Source organism: Actinomadura decatromicini, from assembly GCF_008121305.1.
GTDB lineage: Bacteria > Actinomycetota > Actinomycetes > Streptosporangiales > Streptosporangiaceae > Spirillospora > Spirillospora syzygii.
Genome location: NZ_VSRQ01000002.1, coordinates 46,273 through 61,892 on the forward strand (window position 1 = coordinate 46,273; position 15,620 = coordinate 61,892).

A 15,620-nucleotide genomic window follows, 5' to 3' on the forward strand; every position below is an offset into this window, starting at 1 on the left:
CTCAGCCTCCTCCCCCCGCGTCGTCCTGGCGAGTCCGGACCGTGCGGACGGACCGGGTGTCGAGCGACATCTCGTCCGCCTTCGCCACCTCGCGTTTCAGCCGCACGGTGCCGCGCGCCGGGTCGATCACGTCCACGACCTTGTCGAGCAGGTCGGAGATCTGCTCGTTGCCGACCTCGCGGGCGAGCACGACGGCGCGGCCGAGGCGGGCGGTCGCGGTGTCCTCGTCGCCCTCGCGGCGCGCCTCCAGGCCCTGCTGGATCGCGTCGGCCAGCTCGGACTGGCCGGTGTGGTGCGCGACCCGCCCGTTGATGCGGGTGGACATGGCCTCGTCGTCCGTCCACTCGGCAAGGACGTTCCCGGACGCCAGCACCGCGTCGCCCGCGAGGAGCTTCACCCACGCGGCGCGCATCTGCCGTCCGATGTCGCCCGGCTCGACCTCGACGCACAGGTGGTACTCGCGGGCCTCGTCGCCCCACGCGCCGAGGGGGTAGTCGCCGGTCTGCGTCCCGGACTCGACCCGGCGGTCGGTCAGGTCCTCCACGGCGGGGACCATCTGCTTGACGAACCGGAGCCGCGCCTGCCGGGGCGTCCACACGCGCAGCGCGACGCCCGCGACCTCCTTGCCCATCGCGGCCCTGGTCATGGCGAGGAAGTCGGCCTCCAGGTCGGCCGGGTCCGGGACGTCGAGGAACCCGCCCAGCAGCGCCGAGGAGATCTTGCGCAGCTCGGCGACGTCCCAGTCGGTGCCGACGCCGCGCGCGTCGCAGAGGAAGCGGCCCGAGCAGGCGCGGAGCGCGGCGTCCAGCTCGGCGGCGGTCTCGTGCTGGTTCTTGCCGTCGGTCAGCAGGATGGCGTGCTTGACGGCGTCGTCGTCGTTCCCGCTGAACAGCCGCTCGGCGAGCCGCAGCCAGGAGCCGATCGCCGTGCCGCCCGCGGCCTCCAGGCGTCCGACCGCGTTCACCGCCCCGCGCCGGGACGTCTCGCTCGCCTCGACGAGCCGCTCCGCCTGCGGGTAGACCATGCGCGGCTGGTTCGCGCCCGCGACCACGGCGAACCGCACGCCGTCGCGCAGCACGTTCACGGCCGCGCGGGCCGCCCGCTTCGCCGCCGCCATCTTGCCCCGGTACGACATCGAGCCCGACGTGTCGATGATGATGATCTCCGCGGCCGGGGCGCGGCCCCGTCCTCGCGCACCGGAGCCGCCTGAGCCGCCGCCGGACGAGCGGGCCTCCACGGTCACGATGGCGTGCATCTCCCGCCCGCCCGCCGGGAGGAAGGGGTTCTGGTCCACGCGGACCGTGAACTGGGGGACTTCGCTCATCTGCCCGGCTCCCTGCTCGTCGGATAGGGGATCACCGCAACCGTGACGTTGTCGTGCCCGCCCGCGTCGAGCGCCGCCCGCAGCAGCCGCCGCGCCGCTCCCGCCGGGCCGTCCGCGCCCCCCGCGAAGGCGACGGCCGCGAGGGCTGAGGGCTCCGGCAGGTGGTTCCACAGGCCGTCGCTGCACAGCATGACCAGGCCCGGGACGGCCGGGCGGAACGCCGCCACCCGCGCCTCGACCGCGCCCGCGTCGGCGCCGAGCCACGCCGTCAGGACGTGCGCGCGCCGGTCCGCCCACGCCGCCGCCTCGCTGAGCTCGCCGCTGTCGACCATCCGCGCGGCCCAGGAGTCGTCCCGCGTCAGCAGGGACGAGCCGCCGGGGGCCAGCCAGTAGGCGCGGCTGTCGCCGACCCAGCCGACCGTGACGCCCGCCCGGTCGACGACGGCGGAGACGAACGTGCAGGCGGGCGCCTCGTCCGGGTTCTGGGACGGGGCGAGGCCCGTGACGACCTCGGCGGCCCGCTCGGCGGCGGCGCGGGTGGCGTCCCGCGCGTCCACGCCGACCGCGACGCGCCCCGACAGGACGGCCGCCGCCGCGTCCGCCGCGCGCCTGGACGCCTCGTCCGAGCCGGGCGCCGTCGCGACCCCGTCGCACACCACGCCGCACGCCCCGGCGGGCAGCGCCGCCAACGCGACCGCGTCCTCGTTGCGGCGCCGCCTCAACCCGCGATCGCTGACGGCGGCGGCGAGGAACCCGAGGTCGATCTCGAAGTGCCCGCGTCCCTCCCGGGCCGACGACGGCCGCCGGAGCCCGCACTGCTCGCAGTACCCGTCCGCCCCGATGACCCCGCCCCCGCAGTCCGCGCACTCGGCGATGACAGGCAGATCAGCCCGAGTGTCCGCCGCCCCCGGCCGTGTCGCGGGCGCGGTCGGGGCGGGGTGGGGCGCGTTCGACCACGGTGGTGCGGGAGCGGTCGGGGCGGGGTGCTCGGCGCGGGTTCGCGTGGGTCCGTCTGTGAGCGTCGTAGCGGGGCGGGCGGTGCGGGGGGCTCCCGGCCGGGCCTGGCCGTTCGGGGACGGTGGGGCCGGGCGGCCGCATTGTTCGCAGAAGCGCTCTCCGCGGCGGACGGGCTGGCCGCAGCCATGGCAGGGCCCGGCGTGGGTGTGCTGGTCCGCGTCCATCGTCAGAACAGCGTCCTCGGGCGGACGGCGTTGGCGCGCTTGACCATCGCGTGCCGGTGCCCGGCGTCGTCGGCGAACCGCGCGAGCGTGCGGTAGGTGGCCTCCAGCCGCACGCGGAGCGGGTCCTCGCGCATCTCGGTGCCGAGGATCTGGCCGCGGAACCCGGCGGGCGTGGTGCGTCCGGTCAGGACGAAGGCGAGCGCGGCCTCCAAAACCTCCGCCTCGAACGCCGCCGCCCGCTCGATGCCGAGCCGGAGGGACGCGAGCCGCCGTCCCGCCTCGACCAGGGACGCGGCGTCCAGCTCCGTCGGCCCCCGGCCGCGCACGGCGGCGGCGACGGACGCGAGCTGCGCCGCCAGGTAGTTGCTCGAAATGCGCGGGACGGAGTCGAGCACGTGCTCGGCGGCGATCCGGTCGCGGGCCGCGAGCCGGGCCCTGGCCAGCCCGAACGCGGCGCTCACATGGGTCGGGTCGGTGCGCCAGACCGTCTCGTAGAAGCGTTCCGCGCGGGGCAGGTCGCCGAGCGTCTCGTGGCAGAACGCGAGCGCCAGCTTGGGGGCCTGCTCGCCGGGCGCGAGGTCGTACAGGTCGTTGAAGACGGCCGCCGCCTCCCGGCCGCGCCCGCCCGCGAGGGCGCGGACGCCGCGGTACCAGTCGACGCGCCAGTCGTCCGGGTCCTCGGCGGCGAGCTCTTCGAGCAGCCGGTGCGCGCCGTCCAGGTCGCCCAGCTCGATCCGGACCCGGACCAGCGCGACCCGCACCTCCCGGGACGCGACCGGCGCCGCGCTCAGCGCCGCCGCGAGGTCGCCCGGGTCGCGGGCGGTGAGCCCGGCGAGGAACGCGGCGGCCGGGTCGGACCCGTAGACGAGCGGGACGGGCAGCGCCGACGCCGCCGCGGCCGGGGAGAGCGGCACGAGGATCGGCGGGGCCGCGGAGCCGGGACGAGCGCCGTCCGGGCCCAGGCCCTCGACGATCTCCGCGCCCGCCGTGTGCTGCTCCGGCCCGAACAGCGGGGACGGCGCGGGCCGCGGATGCCCGTCCTCGGCGGACAGCACCTCGCGCAGCACGCCCGTGAGCTGCTCCGCCATCTCCGCCGCGCTCTGGAAGCGGCGGGCCGGGTCGGGATGCGTGGCGCGGCGCAGGAGCCGGTGGTACGACTCGTGCCGCTGGAACAGCGGCACCTCCTCGCGGGGCGGCAGGCTGCGCAGGTGGCGTCCGGTGTAGCCGCGGAACGGGAAGCTGAGCACGGCCAGCGTCCGGCCGACCGTGTAGAGGTCGGACGTGACCGACGGGCCCTGCGAGCTGATCTCGGGGGCCTGGTAGCCGGGCGTGCCGAAGATCGGGCTGTCGACGTCGAACGCGCGGCGCACCCCGCCGAGGTCGATCAGCTTGAGCTGCTCCTCCGACTGGATCGCGTTGTCCGGCTTGAAGTCGCAGTACAGCAGCCCGACGCCGTGCAGGTAGCCGAGCGCGCTCAGCACTTCGAGGCCGTAGGCGATCACCTGGCCGAGCGGCAGCGACGCCGTGTCGCCGTGGTCGCGCCGGACGCTCAGCAGGATGTCCTTCAGGGACCGTCCGCCGACGTACTCCATCACGATGTAGCCGGAGCCGCCGTGCTGGACGAAGTTGTAGATCTTGACGATGTTGGGGTGCTCGACCTCCGCCAGGAACGCCCGCTCGGCGGTGGACGCAGCCATCGCGTCGGCGTCCCCGAGGTCGAGGAGGCCCTTGAGCACCACCCACCGGTCGCTGACGTTGTGGTCGCGGGCCAGGTACACCCAGCCGAGCCCGCCGTGCGCGAGGCAGCCCAGCACCTCGTACTGCCCGCCGATCAGCTCGCCGTGGTGGAGCTTCGGCGTGAAGGAGAACGGGTGCCCGCAGTTCGCGCAGAACCCCTCGGTGCGGCCCGGCCGCCCGTCCCGGCTCCGGCCGACCTTCTCGTCGCAGTTGCTGCAGAAGCGCCGGTTCTCCGGCACCTCCGGCTTCTCCATGACCGCCGACGCCGGGTCGCGCGCCGGGACCGGCGGGACGTCGACCAGCCCGGCACCGAGCATCCCGCGCCGCCCGGACCCGCTGGAGCCGCTGGAGCTCCGGCTGCCGCCGCGCGAGGCCGTCCGTCCGGAGCCGAGGCCGCGCGAGCCGCCCGACGACGCGGCCGAGGCGGCGCTCGGTCCGCTCCGTCCGCTCGGGCCGCTGGAGCCGTCCGGGGTGGGCTGCCTGGTCGTCGGCGGCGCCACCGGCGTCCGCGTCGTGACCGGAGCGGGCGTCACCGGCTGGACGGCCTGCGCGGGACGCGAAGGCTGCGAGGGCTGCGACTGGACGGCGGGCCCGGCGGACGCGGCGGGCTGGGCTGACGCGGCCAAGGGGACGGAGGAGGCCGCCTGGGAGGACGAGGCGGAGGAGGCGGAAGGGGCTGGTGGGGCCATGCCGCAGGTGTCGCAGAAGCCGTCCGGCTCCACCTCGCCGGTGCAGCCGGGCTGGGCGCATCGGTTCATCGCCGGGTCCCCGTCTCGCTCTCGCACGCCCGCAGCGCCCGCTGGAACTCGGCGAGCACCGTCGTCGCCCGCCGCAGGTCGCAGGGCGCCGTCCACAGCACGTCCCGGGCCTCGCCGTACAGCTCGGTGAGGCGCTCGTCCTCGACGACGCCGAGCCGGGCGGCCTTGGCCCGGTACGCCTCCAGGCGGCCGCGCAGCTCGCCGCGCCGGTCCAGCAGGCCGGCACTGAGACGCAGGTCTCCGCGCGCCCGTTCCAGCGCCTCGTCGGTCGCCCGCTCCAGCTCGGCGAACCGGCCGGCCATCTCCACCCAGCGGCCCGCCTCGCGCAGCCGCTCCAGCGCGGCCAGCCGGTCGCGGAGCCCGGCGCCGAGCCCGTGCGACGGCGCGGGCAGGTTCGGCGACTCGATCTTGCTGAGCGCGGTCCGGTGCGCCTCGTGCGCGCGCCGCTCCGTCGCCTCGATCTCCTCGATGGACGCGGTGACCCGCGCGACGAGCTCGTCGTAGTCGTCGCGCATGCGGGCGACCCCGGCCAGCTCGTCGCCGAGGGAGGTGAGGATGGTGCGGACGCGGTCGAGCCGCGTCGTGTCCGGGGCGCCGTTCCGGACGAGCGACAGCGGGTCGGTGCGGATGAGGCGGCCGAGCGCGGTCAGCTCGCGTCCGACCCGGTCCAGCTCGGGGTGGCGGGTGCCGTCCAGGGAGTGCGCGAGGCGGGCCGTGCGGCGCCAGCTCTCCTCAGCCTCCTCCAGCGGGAGCAGCAGGGCCGTCCACGCGGCGTCGGCTGCGGCGATCTCGCCCGCGACGAAGGTGTACGCCTCCGACATCAGCGCGACGGCCTCCTCCAGCGTGACCCGGCGTTCGTGCGGGCCGAGGAGGGTGCGGTCCTGGAGGGGGATCTCGCCGTCGGGCAGCTCCACCGACAGCCCGGACAGCATCCCGGACAGCTCGACCAGCGTCGCCGCGTCCGGCCGCGGGTTCCGGTCGCGCAGCTCCTGCGCCGCCTCGAGGACGCGCTGGTAGGCGTCGAACAGCGCCCACAGGGACGTCATCCGCGTCTTCGCGTCGTCCCAGCGGCGCCACGTCTCGCCGGTCAGCCGGGCGCCCTCCAGCAGGCGGCTGCCCTCGTGGCCGTCGAGGTCGAGGAGGGAGGCGGAGATCCGGTCGCGTTCGGCGCGGAGCGTCCGCAGGGCATGGTCGACGCCCTCCCGGCTCATGGGCGCGGTGGGCCCGGCCCCGCTATGGTCCAACGTCAGCCCCGCGTTCGCTCTCCTACGGACCCCCTGAGCATGCCCGGTACGGCGGTCTGGGAGCACGGACCGGTCCACTATCGGACGTACGCTCTCATACAAGTGTGATCCGTGACACCGAACCAGACAAGCACCATTCTGTACCGATGATCGCGGATCTCGATCCCCTCGCGATCGAATGGCCGAGCCCGGCTCCTCTCCGCTCCGGTCCGGACGTCCGACCGGCGGCCCGGGGCCGACCCGGGGCCGCGCTGGATGCCGACCCGTACCCTGTGCTCCGGGAACCTCGTTTTCCGGGGTGACGTTACGACATTCGAGCACGTCTTTCGAGAGGAGTGGTGAGTCCGCGGTGTCGGACCCCAGTGATAGACCCGGTGCCCCATGCTGAGCGCGACGCTCGGAGTGCTCGCGGTGATCGTCCTCACCGCCGCCACCGGATACTTCGTCGCCCAGGAGTTCGCGTACGTCGCCGCCGACCGGGCGACGCTCGAACAGGCCGCCGCGCGGGGCGACACGTCCGCCCGGCGGGCCGTGAAGGTCATCGGACGCCTGTCGTTCATGCTGTCGGGCGCGCAGCTCGGCATCACGATGACGACGCTGGTCGTCGGGTTCATCGCCAAGCCCGCCCTCGCCGAGCTGATCCGCCCGCTGCTGGACGTCCTCGGCGTCCCCGAGGGCGCGACCGGGGCGATCGCGCTGGCCGCCGGGTTCGTGCTGGCCACGCTCATCCAGATGCTGCTGGGCGAGCTGTTCCCGAAGAACCTCGCGCTCGCGCGGGCCGAGGCGCTGGCCCGCGCGCTGGCCGCGTCCACCCTCTTCTACCTGACGGTCGCCGGGCCGGTGATCCGGCTGTTCGACCGCTCCGCCGAGCGGCTGCTGCGCGCGGTCGGCGTCGAGCCCGTCGAGGAGCTGCACGGCGGCGCGACGCTTGAGGAACTGGGCGACATCATCGGCAAGTCGCGCGGCTCCGGGCACCTGCCCGCCGACCTGTCCGGGCTGCTGGAGCGGGCCGTGTCGTTCGGCGACCTCCGCGCTGACGAGGTCATGGTGCCGCGCCCCCAGGTCCGGACCCTGCCGGGCACCGCGCCCGTCGCCGACCTCGTCGCGCTGATCCGCGAGACGGGGCACAGCGCCTACCCGGTGTACGGGCAGGAGGTCGACGACGTCGTCGGCGTCGCGGGCGTCCGGGAGGTGGCCGACGACGCGCTCGACCCGGCCACCCCGATCCGGACGGTCGCGCGGCCCGCGCTGTTCGTCCCCGGCAGCCAGCCGCTGTACGGGGTCATCGAGCGGATGCGCGACTCCGGCGAGGAGTTCGCCTGCGTCGTGGACGAGTACGGCGGCCTCGCCGGGATCCTCACCTTCGAGGACGTCGCCGAGGAGCTGGTCGGGGAGATCTCCGACGAGACCGACGAGCGCGAGGACGCCCCGACGTCCGGCCCGGACGGCTCCTGGCTCGTCGACGCGGGCATGCGCATCGACGAGGTCGCCCGGCTCACCGGGCTCGACCTCCCGGACGACGGCCCCTACGACACGCTCGGCGGCCTCGTCATGGCCGAGCTGCGCCGCCTGCCGTCCGCCGGGGACCGCCTCACGGTCGAGCCGGACGGCGGCCCGCCGGTCGAACTGGAGGTCGTCAGCGTGGCCCGCCGGGTCGCCGAGAAGATCCGCATAATCCGAACCGTCCCCGCCTCCCAGACCCACGCACCCGAACAAGCCGAAGAGACCGACCAGACCGGAAAGGCCCAGCCGGCGGAAGAGACCAGAGCGACCGAGCAGGCCGGGGAGATCACGCGGGTCGACGTGTACGAGCAGACTGGAGAATCCGCGAGACCTGGAGGATCCGGGGAGTCTGAGGAGGCGTCGTGGACCTCCTGACACCGCTCGTCGTCACCGTGCTTCTGCTGGCCGGTAACGGGTTCTTCGTCGCGGCCGAGTTCGCGCTGGTGGCGGCCGGACGTCCGCAACTCGAACGTGCCGCCGCGAAGGGCAGCCGTCCGGCCGTCGCCGCGCTCGCCGGGGTCCGGGAGCTGTCGCTGATGCTCGCGGGCGCGCAGTTCGGCATCACGATGTGCTCGCTCGGCCTCGCGATCGTCACCGAGCCCGCGTTCGAGCACCTCCTCGAACCGCCGCTGCACGCGCTCGGCGTCCCGGAGGCGGGGTCGAAGGCCATCGCGCTCGGCTGCGCGCTGGCCGTGATCACCTTCCTGCACATGGTCGTCGGGGAGATGGCGCCGAAGTCGTGGGCGATCGCGCATCCGGAGCGGTCGGCACTGATCCTCGCGCTGCCGTTCCGGGCGTTCGCGAAGGTGTCCAGGCCGATCCTGGCGGCGCTGAACGCGGTCACCAACGCGCTGCTGCGCCTCATCCGCGTCACGCCGAAGGACGAGCTGGACGACCACACCGACCCTGCCCGGCTCAGCCACCTCGTCGGCGAATCCCGGCGTCTCGGGCTGATCGGCCGGCACGACCACGAGCTGCTGCGCCGGGCGATCTCCGCGCGGGAGGCCACGGTCGGACGGCTCGTCGTGCCCGCCACGTCCGTCACCACGATCGGCGCGGACGCGACCGCCGCGCAGATCCGGCGGACCGCCACCGCGAGCGGCCACAACCGCATGCTCGTCCGCGACGGGGACGGCGCCATGGCGGGGATCGTGCACGTCCGAGCCGCGATCACCGAGCCGGACGGACGGCGGCGGGCCGGGGAGCTGGCCCACCCGGCGCCCGTCCTGACGGCGGAGACGACCGTCCTGGACGCGGTCAGCCGCATGCGCCGCGCCCGCGCCCAGCTCGCCGTCGTCAACGACGCGGACGGCGAGTTCGCCGGAATCGTGACGCTGGACGACGTCCTCGCCGAGCTACTGGCCACGAACCCGCACTGACAAGGCCCCCGTACCTGCGATAACGCCGCAGGTGTCGAGGTGCTGCAACGCGATTTCAGGTTCATCGTGGACCTATGAGCACAGACGCCCACGCCCACGACCACGGACTCGCTCACGGCCACGACCACGAACTCGGCCACGACCACGACCACGACCACGATCCCGGCCGTGGCCATGGGGACGGCCGTGGTCATGGGCATGGTCATGGCCATGGGCATGGGCACGGGCACGGTCGTGAGCATGGGGGTCGGGGATCGTGGCGGGGGCGGATCGTTCATGCCGTTCGGCCGCATTCGCATGAGGCGGGGGACAAGGTCGACTCCGAGATGGAGGCGAGCGCGCAGGGCATGCGCGCCCTATGGATCTCGCTCGCGGGGCTGGGCGCGACCACCGTCCTCCAGGCGGCGGTCGTGGCGTTCACCGGCTCGGTGGCGCTGCTCGGCGACACGCTGCACAACGCGGCGGACGCGCTGACGGCCGTCCCGCTGGGCATCGCGTTCGTCCTCGGACGGCGTCCGCCGACCCGCCGCTACACCTACGGGTACGGGCGTGCCGAGGACCTCGCGGGCGTCGTGATCCTCCTCGCCATCGCGGTGTCGGCGGTCGCGGCCGGGTTCGCGGCCGTCGAGCGGCTCGTCCATCCACAGCCTGTGGACCATGTCGCCGCCGTCGCGGGCGCCGCGCTGGTCGGGTTCGCGGGGAACGAACTGGTCGCCCGCTACCGCATCCGCGTCGGCCGCAGGATCGGCTCCGCCGCCCTCGTCGCGGACGGCCTGCACGCCCGCACGGACGGGTTCGCCTCGCTCGCCGTCCTGATCGGGGCGGGCGGCGTCGCGCTGGGCCTGCCCTGGGCGGACCCGGTCGTCGGCCTGCTGATCACCGTCGCGATCCTGGCCGTCCTGCGGCAGACGACCTGGGAGGTGTGGCGCCGCCTCATGGACGCCGTCGACCCGGCCCTGGTCGACCGCGCCGAGGCCGCGCTGAGCGCCACACCCGGCGTCCTCGGCGTGGGGGACGTCCGGCTCCGCTGGATCGGGCACCGCCTCCGCGCCGAGTGCGACGTCGTCGTGGATCCGGGCTCGACCGTCGTCCACGCCCACCAGGTCGCCGTGGACGCGGAGCACAGCCTGCTGCACGCGCTGCCCCGGCTTTCCGGCGCCGTCGTCCACCCGGATCCCGAGGCCCGCGACGGTGAAGATCATCACGCGGTCCTGGCCGGGCATCGCCGATCCCGGGACGTGTGAGACGTTAGTCCGGCGAAGAAGGGGAAATTAGGGCCCCGGGCGGACGATCTGGGACGGGATGACGCGCGTGAAGCAGCCATCAGAGACCAACGGCCCCGACGAGGAGACCACGGGGAGCGGAGAACCCGCGCCGGTGTACGTCCCCGAGTCGGAGGTACCGACGGTCACCGTCCCCCTCCCCGATAAGGACGACCCCGCCGTGGCACAGCCTCCGATATCCAACATGGACGCCCCTGCAAGCGAGACCGTCCCCGACGTCCCCACCCCGGACCCCGAACCGACGGTCGCCTCCGCGCCCACCCCCGAAACGCAACCCGAGCCTGTCGCCTGGGCCGATCCCGATCCCGAGGCCGAGGCCGAGGCAGCACCCGCTTCCGTGACGCGACCCGAACCCGCATCCGCCGCCCAAGCCGAATTCGAGGCCGAGGCACAACCCGAACCCGAGCCCACCGCCTGGGACGAGCCGCAGATCGAGGCTGGGGCGGCACCCGCTTCTGCAACGCAACCCGAGCCCGAACTCACCGCGCAAGCCGAACTCGAGACTGCGGCAGAACTCGCCCCCGAAGCACACCCCGAGCCCGTGCCGGAGCCGACCGCCTGGGCTGGTCCGGAGGTCGAGGCAGAGGCGGAACCCGCGTCCGCCACTCAAGCCGATATCGAGGCTGCGGCAGAGCTCATTCCCGAGGAACGACTCGAACCCGAATCGGAGCCCACCGCGTGGGCCGATCCGGAAGCCGAGCCCGTTGCCGCAGCGCAAGCTGAGCCTGAGCCCGTCGCCCCGAGTGAATTCGAGGTTGGGGCAGGGCTGGTTCCCGAGACACAACTCGAGCCCGAGCCCCAAGTCGGTTCGGATGCGGAAGTAGAGCCCGCGGCCGTGGTGGAGCCGGAGGATGGGTTTGATCCCCGGGCCGGGTTCAGCACCATTCCCTTGCAGGACGAGCCTTCGGTGACGCCGCCGCTTGGGGCGCATGTCGTCCAGGACGGGTGGGGTGGGCGTGAGCTGGTCGAGGACGTGTACCGTCCGCTGGCCGAGTTCTATGAGCGCCTCGACGCGCGCCTCAAGGAAGTGCCCGAGGACGTCCCGCCCGCCGGTTGGGCGCCGCACGTCGCCGCGCTCCAGGCGTTGCGCAGCGGGCACGTCGCGGGCGACTGGGAGACCCTGGCCCGCTTCCTCGTCGCCCCGACGACGCTGGACGCCGGGACGGGCGGCCTGCGCCTCGTCCGGGCCGAGCGGCCGGACGAGGCGGTCCGCGAGCTCGTCAAGGCGCTGGCTACGGCCGACGAGCGCGCCCTGCTGATCGCGCCCACGCCGGAGCGGGCGGCGGAGCTGCTGCTCTCCCTGGAGGACGACCCCGAGGTCTTCTCCCTCAAGATCGAGACGCACCCGGAGACGGCGGAGTCCCCGTCCGTGGCGACGCAGGCCCTCCCGCCGCTGGAAGACGAGCCGGGCGGACCGGACGAGCCCGCCGTCATGCCGCAGCCGTCCCGGCGGCCCGGCTCCAGCGAGACGGTCGAGTTCAAGCCCCTCCCCGCCACGCCCGAACCGCAGCCCCAGCCCCAGCCCGAGCCGGAACCGCAGCCCGCCGAAGGCGAGAGCGCGTCGGCCGTGACGCGGGTCGAGCCGCTTCCCGCGCTGCCCGTCACCGAGCCCGCCGTCCCCGAAGAAGGTCCGTCGGCCCCGGAGACGCGGATACGCACGGCCGCGCTGCGTCCGGTCGGGCAGGCGTGGCGGCAGTCGTGGGACACGGAGACCCGCCTGCTCCGGCGCGGCCTCATGTGGCTCGAACAGTGGCCCAGGGACGCGGCCGCGCTGCAGGCCGTCCAGGACGAGAACCTGCGCCGTGCCGAGGCGCTGGAGGCCGAGCGCGCGGCGCTGACCGGCGCGATCGAGGAGTCGCGGAACGCGGCGGCCACCGCGGAGCGGGTGGCGGAGGAGGCCGAGGCCGAGGCGGAGCGGCTCGTGGCCGTCCAGGAGGAGGCCGAGGCGGAGCTGGCGGGTCCGCGCGCGGAGGCGGAGCGGCTCCAGGCGATCGCGGACGAGTCCGCCGCCGAGGCCAACGCGCTGACCCGGACGGCCGACGCCTCCTACGCGCGGTGCGTCCAGCTCGACGAGCGCGCGAAGACCGCGCAGGCGGAGTTGCAGGCGGCGCGGCAGGCGGAGGCGTCCCTGACGGACGAGCTGGCGCGGGCGCAGGAGGCGCTGCCCGGCGCGGCGGAGGAGGCGCACCGCCTCACGGCCGCCGACGCGGACGCGGCCGCCGAGGGCCACGCCGCGTACTACCGGCTGGTGTCGGCGGAGTCGGCGCTGTCCGGGGTGCGGCGGAAGATGACGCTCGGGCAGCGGCTGCACGTGTCGTCGCCGCCGGAGGAGCTGAGCGGCCTGCGCGCCGAGGTCAAGGCCCGGACGCGGGAGGCGGACGAGGCCGCGAAGCGGGCGCGCGAGGCGAAGGAGGCGGCGGAGCACGCGGAGCGCGTCCGGCGCGGGCTGGCGTCGTTCGTGTCCGAGGGCGGGGCGAAGCTGCGCGCGGCGCAGGAGGCGCAGGAGCGGCTCGGGACGGAGCTGACCTGGCTCGCGACCGAGCGGGAGACCGCGACGGCGGAGCACCGGGAACACGCGCGGGCGGCGTCGCAGGCCGTCGAGAAGGCCACCGAGGACGGTCTGCGGGCCCGTGCCGCGCAGCAGGCCGCGCACGCGATCCAGGAGCGGGTGAACGCGGCGCGGACGTCCCGGAACGAGGCCCTCGCGACGTCCCGCCAGGCGCGGGCGGACGCGGAGGTCGCCGCCAGACGCGCCGCGGAGAAGGTCGCCGAGCTGGAACGGCGCACCGCCGAGGCCGCGGAGGAGATGTCGGCCCGCGAGGCCGAACTGGAGACGGCGGCGCGGACGGAGGCCCGGTCGCGGGAGAACGTCGTCGCGACCTGCGGCGCCGACCCGGCCGACGACCCGGCGGCGGTCCCCGGCCACCAGCGCCGCGCGATGGCCCGGATCGAGCAGCTCACGGGCTACCTGAACGGCGAGCGGACGGCGGAGGGCGACGTCCTCCTCCGCACCGCCGACCTGGTCGCCGGAACCCCGGTCGGCGTCGGCCTCGCGGTCGGCGAGGAGGCGTTCGACACGCTGATCGTCGCGGACGCGGGCGCCGTCACGGACGCGGAGTTCCTGATCGGCGCCGTCCGGGCCCGCCGCTGGGTCCTGGTGAGCGCGTCCGGCCTGTCCCCGGCGGAGTACCGGGAGTACGCGGACGCGCCGTCCGGCAGGCAGGCGACCAGCCCGTTCGGCCGGGCCGAGGCCGCCGCGCCCGGCCTGGTCGAGGAGCGCTAGGGCGCGTCAGTCGCGGTCGTCGTCGTCCTTCCGCTTCTCGTCCGGGACGATCACGTGCAGCACCCAGCCGACGAGGCCGACGACGATCGCGCCCCAGAACGCGGCCCAGAACCCGCCGACGTGGAACGGCAGCGACAGCTCCTCGGCCAGTTCGCTGGTGAGCCAGAGCAGCAGCGCGTTCACCACGAGCCCGATCAGCCCGAGCGTGAGCACGTAGAACGCGCAGCCGAGCGTCTTGATGACCGGTTTGATGATCGCGTTGACGAGACCGAAGATGACGGCGACGGCGATCAGGGTGAGGGCGCGCCGACCGGCGGTGTCGCCTTCCACCGTGATGCCGTTGATCAGCACCGTGGCGACCCACAGGGCGACCGCGGTGATGCCCACCTTGAGAAGAATCCGCACACCACGATCATGCGGGGGACGACCGCCGTTCGTCATCCCTCTACGCGGCGATTCGTCCGAACAAGCCCGTCATCATCCAGAACGAGCCGGAACGGGCCAGTTCGTCAGCACGTGGGGGCCGTCCCCCACCGGCGGGCCGCGCGGACGTTCAGTCGGCGCGGTCGAAGAACGGGGAGCGGGCTTTGACCTGGGAGCGCGGCGCGGCGGGTGCGGCGGGTGCGGCGGGTGCGGCGGCGGGCTCGCGCCGGCCCTGGGGCGGCACCGTCGGCGCGGGCGCGCCCGGAACCGGTGCCGGGCGGGGCTGCTGCCGGACGCGGGCCAGTTCCCGCTGGAGGCGGCGCTTCTCCATCTCCAGCGTCGTCAGCGACTCCTCGTGCTCTTCGCGCAGGTCGCGCAGGTCCCGGCGGTCGCGCAAGCGGCGAGCGGCCCCCATGAAGGTCATCATCATGCCGATGACGAAGAGGGCCCCGATGCCCGCGCCCACGGCGAAGACCTGCCATTCCTCGCTGACGCCTGGCACGGTCCGCTCGAAGACGAGGAGGTGGGCGGATCCGGTGTTGTCGAGCACGACGCCGGCGCCGGCGACGACCGCCGCCGCTACCAGCAGGAAACCGAGGAACACCATGGGCAGCTCTCCTCTGCTGTGACTCCGGAGGGGGTGCGGAGGGCCCCCACCATGCCAGACGAAAACTGGATCATGTAGTTTTGTCGGATAAATCCAGGTCAGAGGCTTTTAGTCCGATCCAATGCATAAGGTTCCATCCCGGTCGCCCCGGGTAATGATCTTTGCTGGAGCATCCCGGACGCCGCCGCCGAGACCCGTGGAGGGACGCCATGCCCGTACAGGCCGTCGTGTTCGACCTGGACGGCGTCCTCATCGACTCCGAACCGGTGTGGGAGGACGTACGGCGCGGCTACGTCGCCGAGCGCGGCGGACGCTGGCTGCCCGACACCCAGGAACGGCTCATGGGAATGAGCACCGTCGAATGGGCCGCCTACATCGCCACCGACCTGGTGGACGGTGTCACCGCCGAAGAGGTCGCCTACCAGGTGGTCGACAGGATGTCGGTCAAGTACGAGGAGAACCTCCCCGTACTGCCCGGAGCTAAGGAGACCGTCCGCCGCATGGCGGAGTACCGTCCCCTGGGCCTTTCCAGTTCGTCTCCCCGCGCGCTCATCGAACTGGTGCTCGCCCAACTGGGACTGGACGCTTTGTTCCGCGCGACGGTGTCGACCGAAGAGGTCGACCGTGGAAAACCCGCCCCGGACGGATATCTGACCGTGGCCGCCCAACTGGAAGTGCCGAGCCAGGATTGCGTCGCCATCGAGGACTCCTCGAACGGCCTCCGCTCGGCGCACGCCGCCGGGATGACGGTGATCGCGGTGCCGCGTCAGGCGCATCCGCCCGCGTCCGACGCGCTCGACCTGGCCGCCCACGTCGCCACCGGCCTGGACGAGATCACGCCCCAGCTGGTCGAGGTTATCCACAGGTGACGAATGCCCGGACGGTGTCCGCGGCCGCT

Annotated in this window: 11 protein-coding genes; 5 read left to right on the forward strand and 6 right to left on the reverse strand. The window is 74.2% G+C overall.

Translation table 11 applies throughout. The features are described from left to right. Position 1: 1 nt before the first annotated feature. From FXF68_RS07790 to FXF68_RS07805, 4 genes are read right to left on the reverse strand one after another with little or no spacing between them, the layout of a single operon-like run. Entirely contained in the window at positions 2–1,324 is a 1,323-nt protein-coding gene (locus FXF68_RS07790; protein WP_148758292.1) for a vWA domain-containing protein, read from the reverse strand. Continuing rightward, positions 1,321–2,505: a PP2C family protein-serine/threonine phosphatase gene (locus tag FXF68_RS07795; protein ID WP_148758293.1), complete on the reverse strand. Its 1,185-nt coding sequence runs from the start codon at positions 2,503–2,505 to the stop codon at positions 1,321–1,323. The genes FXF68_RS07790 and FXF68_RS07795 overlap by 4 nt, the downstream gene beginning before the upstream one ends. Before the next feature lie 2 nt (positions 2,506–2,507). Further along, positions 2,508–5,000, reverse strand: a complete 2,493-nt coding sequence (locus FXF68_RS07800; RefSeq protein WP_222869864.1) for a serine/threonine-protein kinase — start codon at positions 4,998–5,000, stop codon at positions 2,508–2,510. Beyond that, the gene (locus FXF68_RS07805) at positions 4,997–6,211 is read right to left on the reverse strand and encodes a hypothetical protein (RefSeq protein WP_187437800.1); all 1,215 of its coding nucleotides are present in this window, start codon (positions 6,209–6,211) and stop codon (positions 4,997–4,999) included. Before FXF68_RS07805 ends, FXF68_RS07800 begins: the two co-directional genes overlap by 4 nt. Positions 6,212–6,625: 414 nt before the next feature. Here FXF68_RS07805 and FXF68_RS07810 point away from each other — a divergent pair, with 414 nt between their 5' ends. The 4 genes from FXF68_RS07810 to FXF68_RS07825 all read left to right on the forward strand — a co-directional run bounded on the left by FXF68_RS07810 (position 6,626) and on the right by FXF68_RS07825 (position 13,692). Continuing rightward, positions 6,626–8,122, forward strand: coding sequence for a hemolysin family protein (locus FXF68_RS07810; protein ID WP_148758295.1), 1,497 nt, complete (start codon positions 6,626–6,628; stop codon positions 8,120–8,122). Then, positions 8,110–9,126, forward strand: a complete 1,017-nt coding sequence (locus FXF68_RS07815; protein ID WP_148758296.1) for a hemolysin family protein — start codon at positions 8,110–8,112, stop codon at positions 9,124–9,126. The genes FXF68_RS07810 and FXF68_RS07815 overlap by 13 nt, the downstream gene beginning before the upstream one ends. Before the next feature lie 326 nt (positions 9,127–9,452). Next, positions 9,453–10,370, forward strand: a complete 918-nt coding sequence (locus tag FXF68_RS07820) for a cation diffusion facilitator family transporter (RefSeq protein ID WP_246178483.1) — start codon at positions 9,453–9,455, stop codon at positions 10,368–10,370. Between the two features lie 946 nt (positions 10,371–11,316). Then, positions 11,317–13,692: a hypothetical protein gene (locus FXF68_RS07825; protein WP_148758298.1), complete on the forward strand. Its 2,376-nt coding sequence runs from the start codon at positions 11,317–11,319 to the stop codon at positions 13,690–13,692. A 6-nt stretch (positions 13,693–13,698) separates the two neighbouring features. Here FXF68_RS07825 and FXF68_RS07830 read toward each other — a convergent pair whose 3' ends face one another. Both FXF68_RS07830 and FXF68_RS07835 read right to left on the reverse strand, forming a co-directional pair. After that, a complete protein-coding gene (locus FXF68_RS07830) occupies positions 13,699–14,097 on the reverse strand; it encodes a phage holin family protein (RefSeq protein WP_148758299.1) in 399 nt (132 codons plus the stop codon). Between the two features lie 148 nt (positions 14,098–14,245). Then, a complete protein-coding gene (locus tag FXF68_RS07835) occupies positions 14,246–14,722 on the reverse strand; it encodes a hypothetical protein (protein ID WP_187437801.1) in 477 nt (158 codons plus the stop codon). Between the two features lie 209 nt (positions 14,723–14,931). Here FXF68_RS07835 and FXF68_RS07840 point away from each other — a divergent pair, with 209 nt between their 5' ends. After that, the gene (locus FXF68_RS07840; RefSeq protein WP_148758300.1) at positions 14,932–15,591 is read left to right on the forward strand and encodes an HAD family hydrolase; all 660 of its coding nucleotides are present in this window, start codon (positions 14,932–14,934) and stop codon (positions 15,589–15,591) included. Positions 15,592–15,620 lie beyond the last annotated feature (29 nt).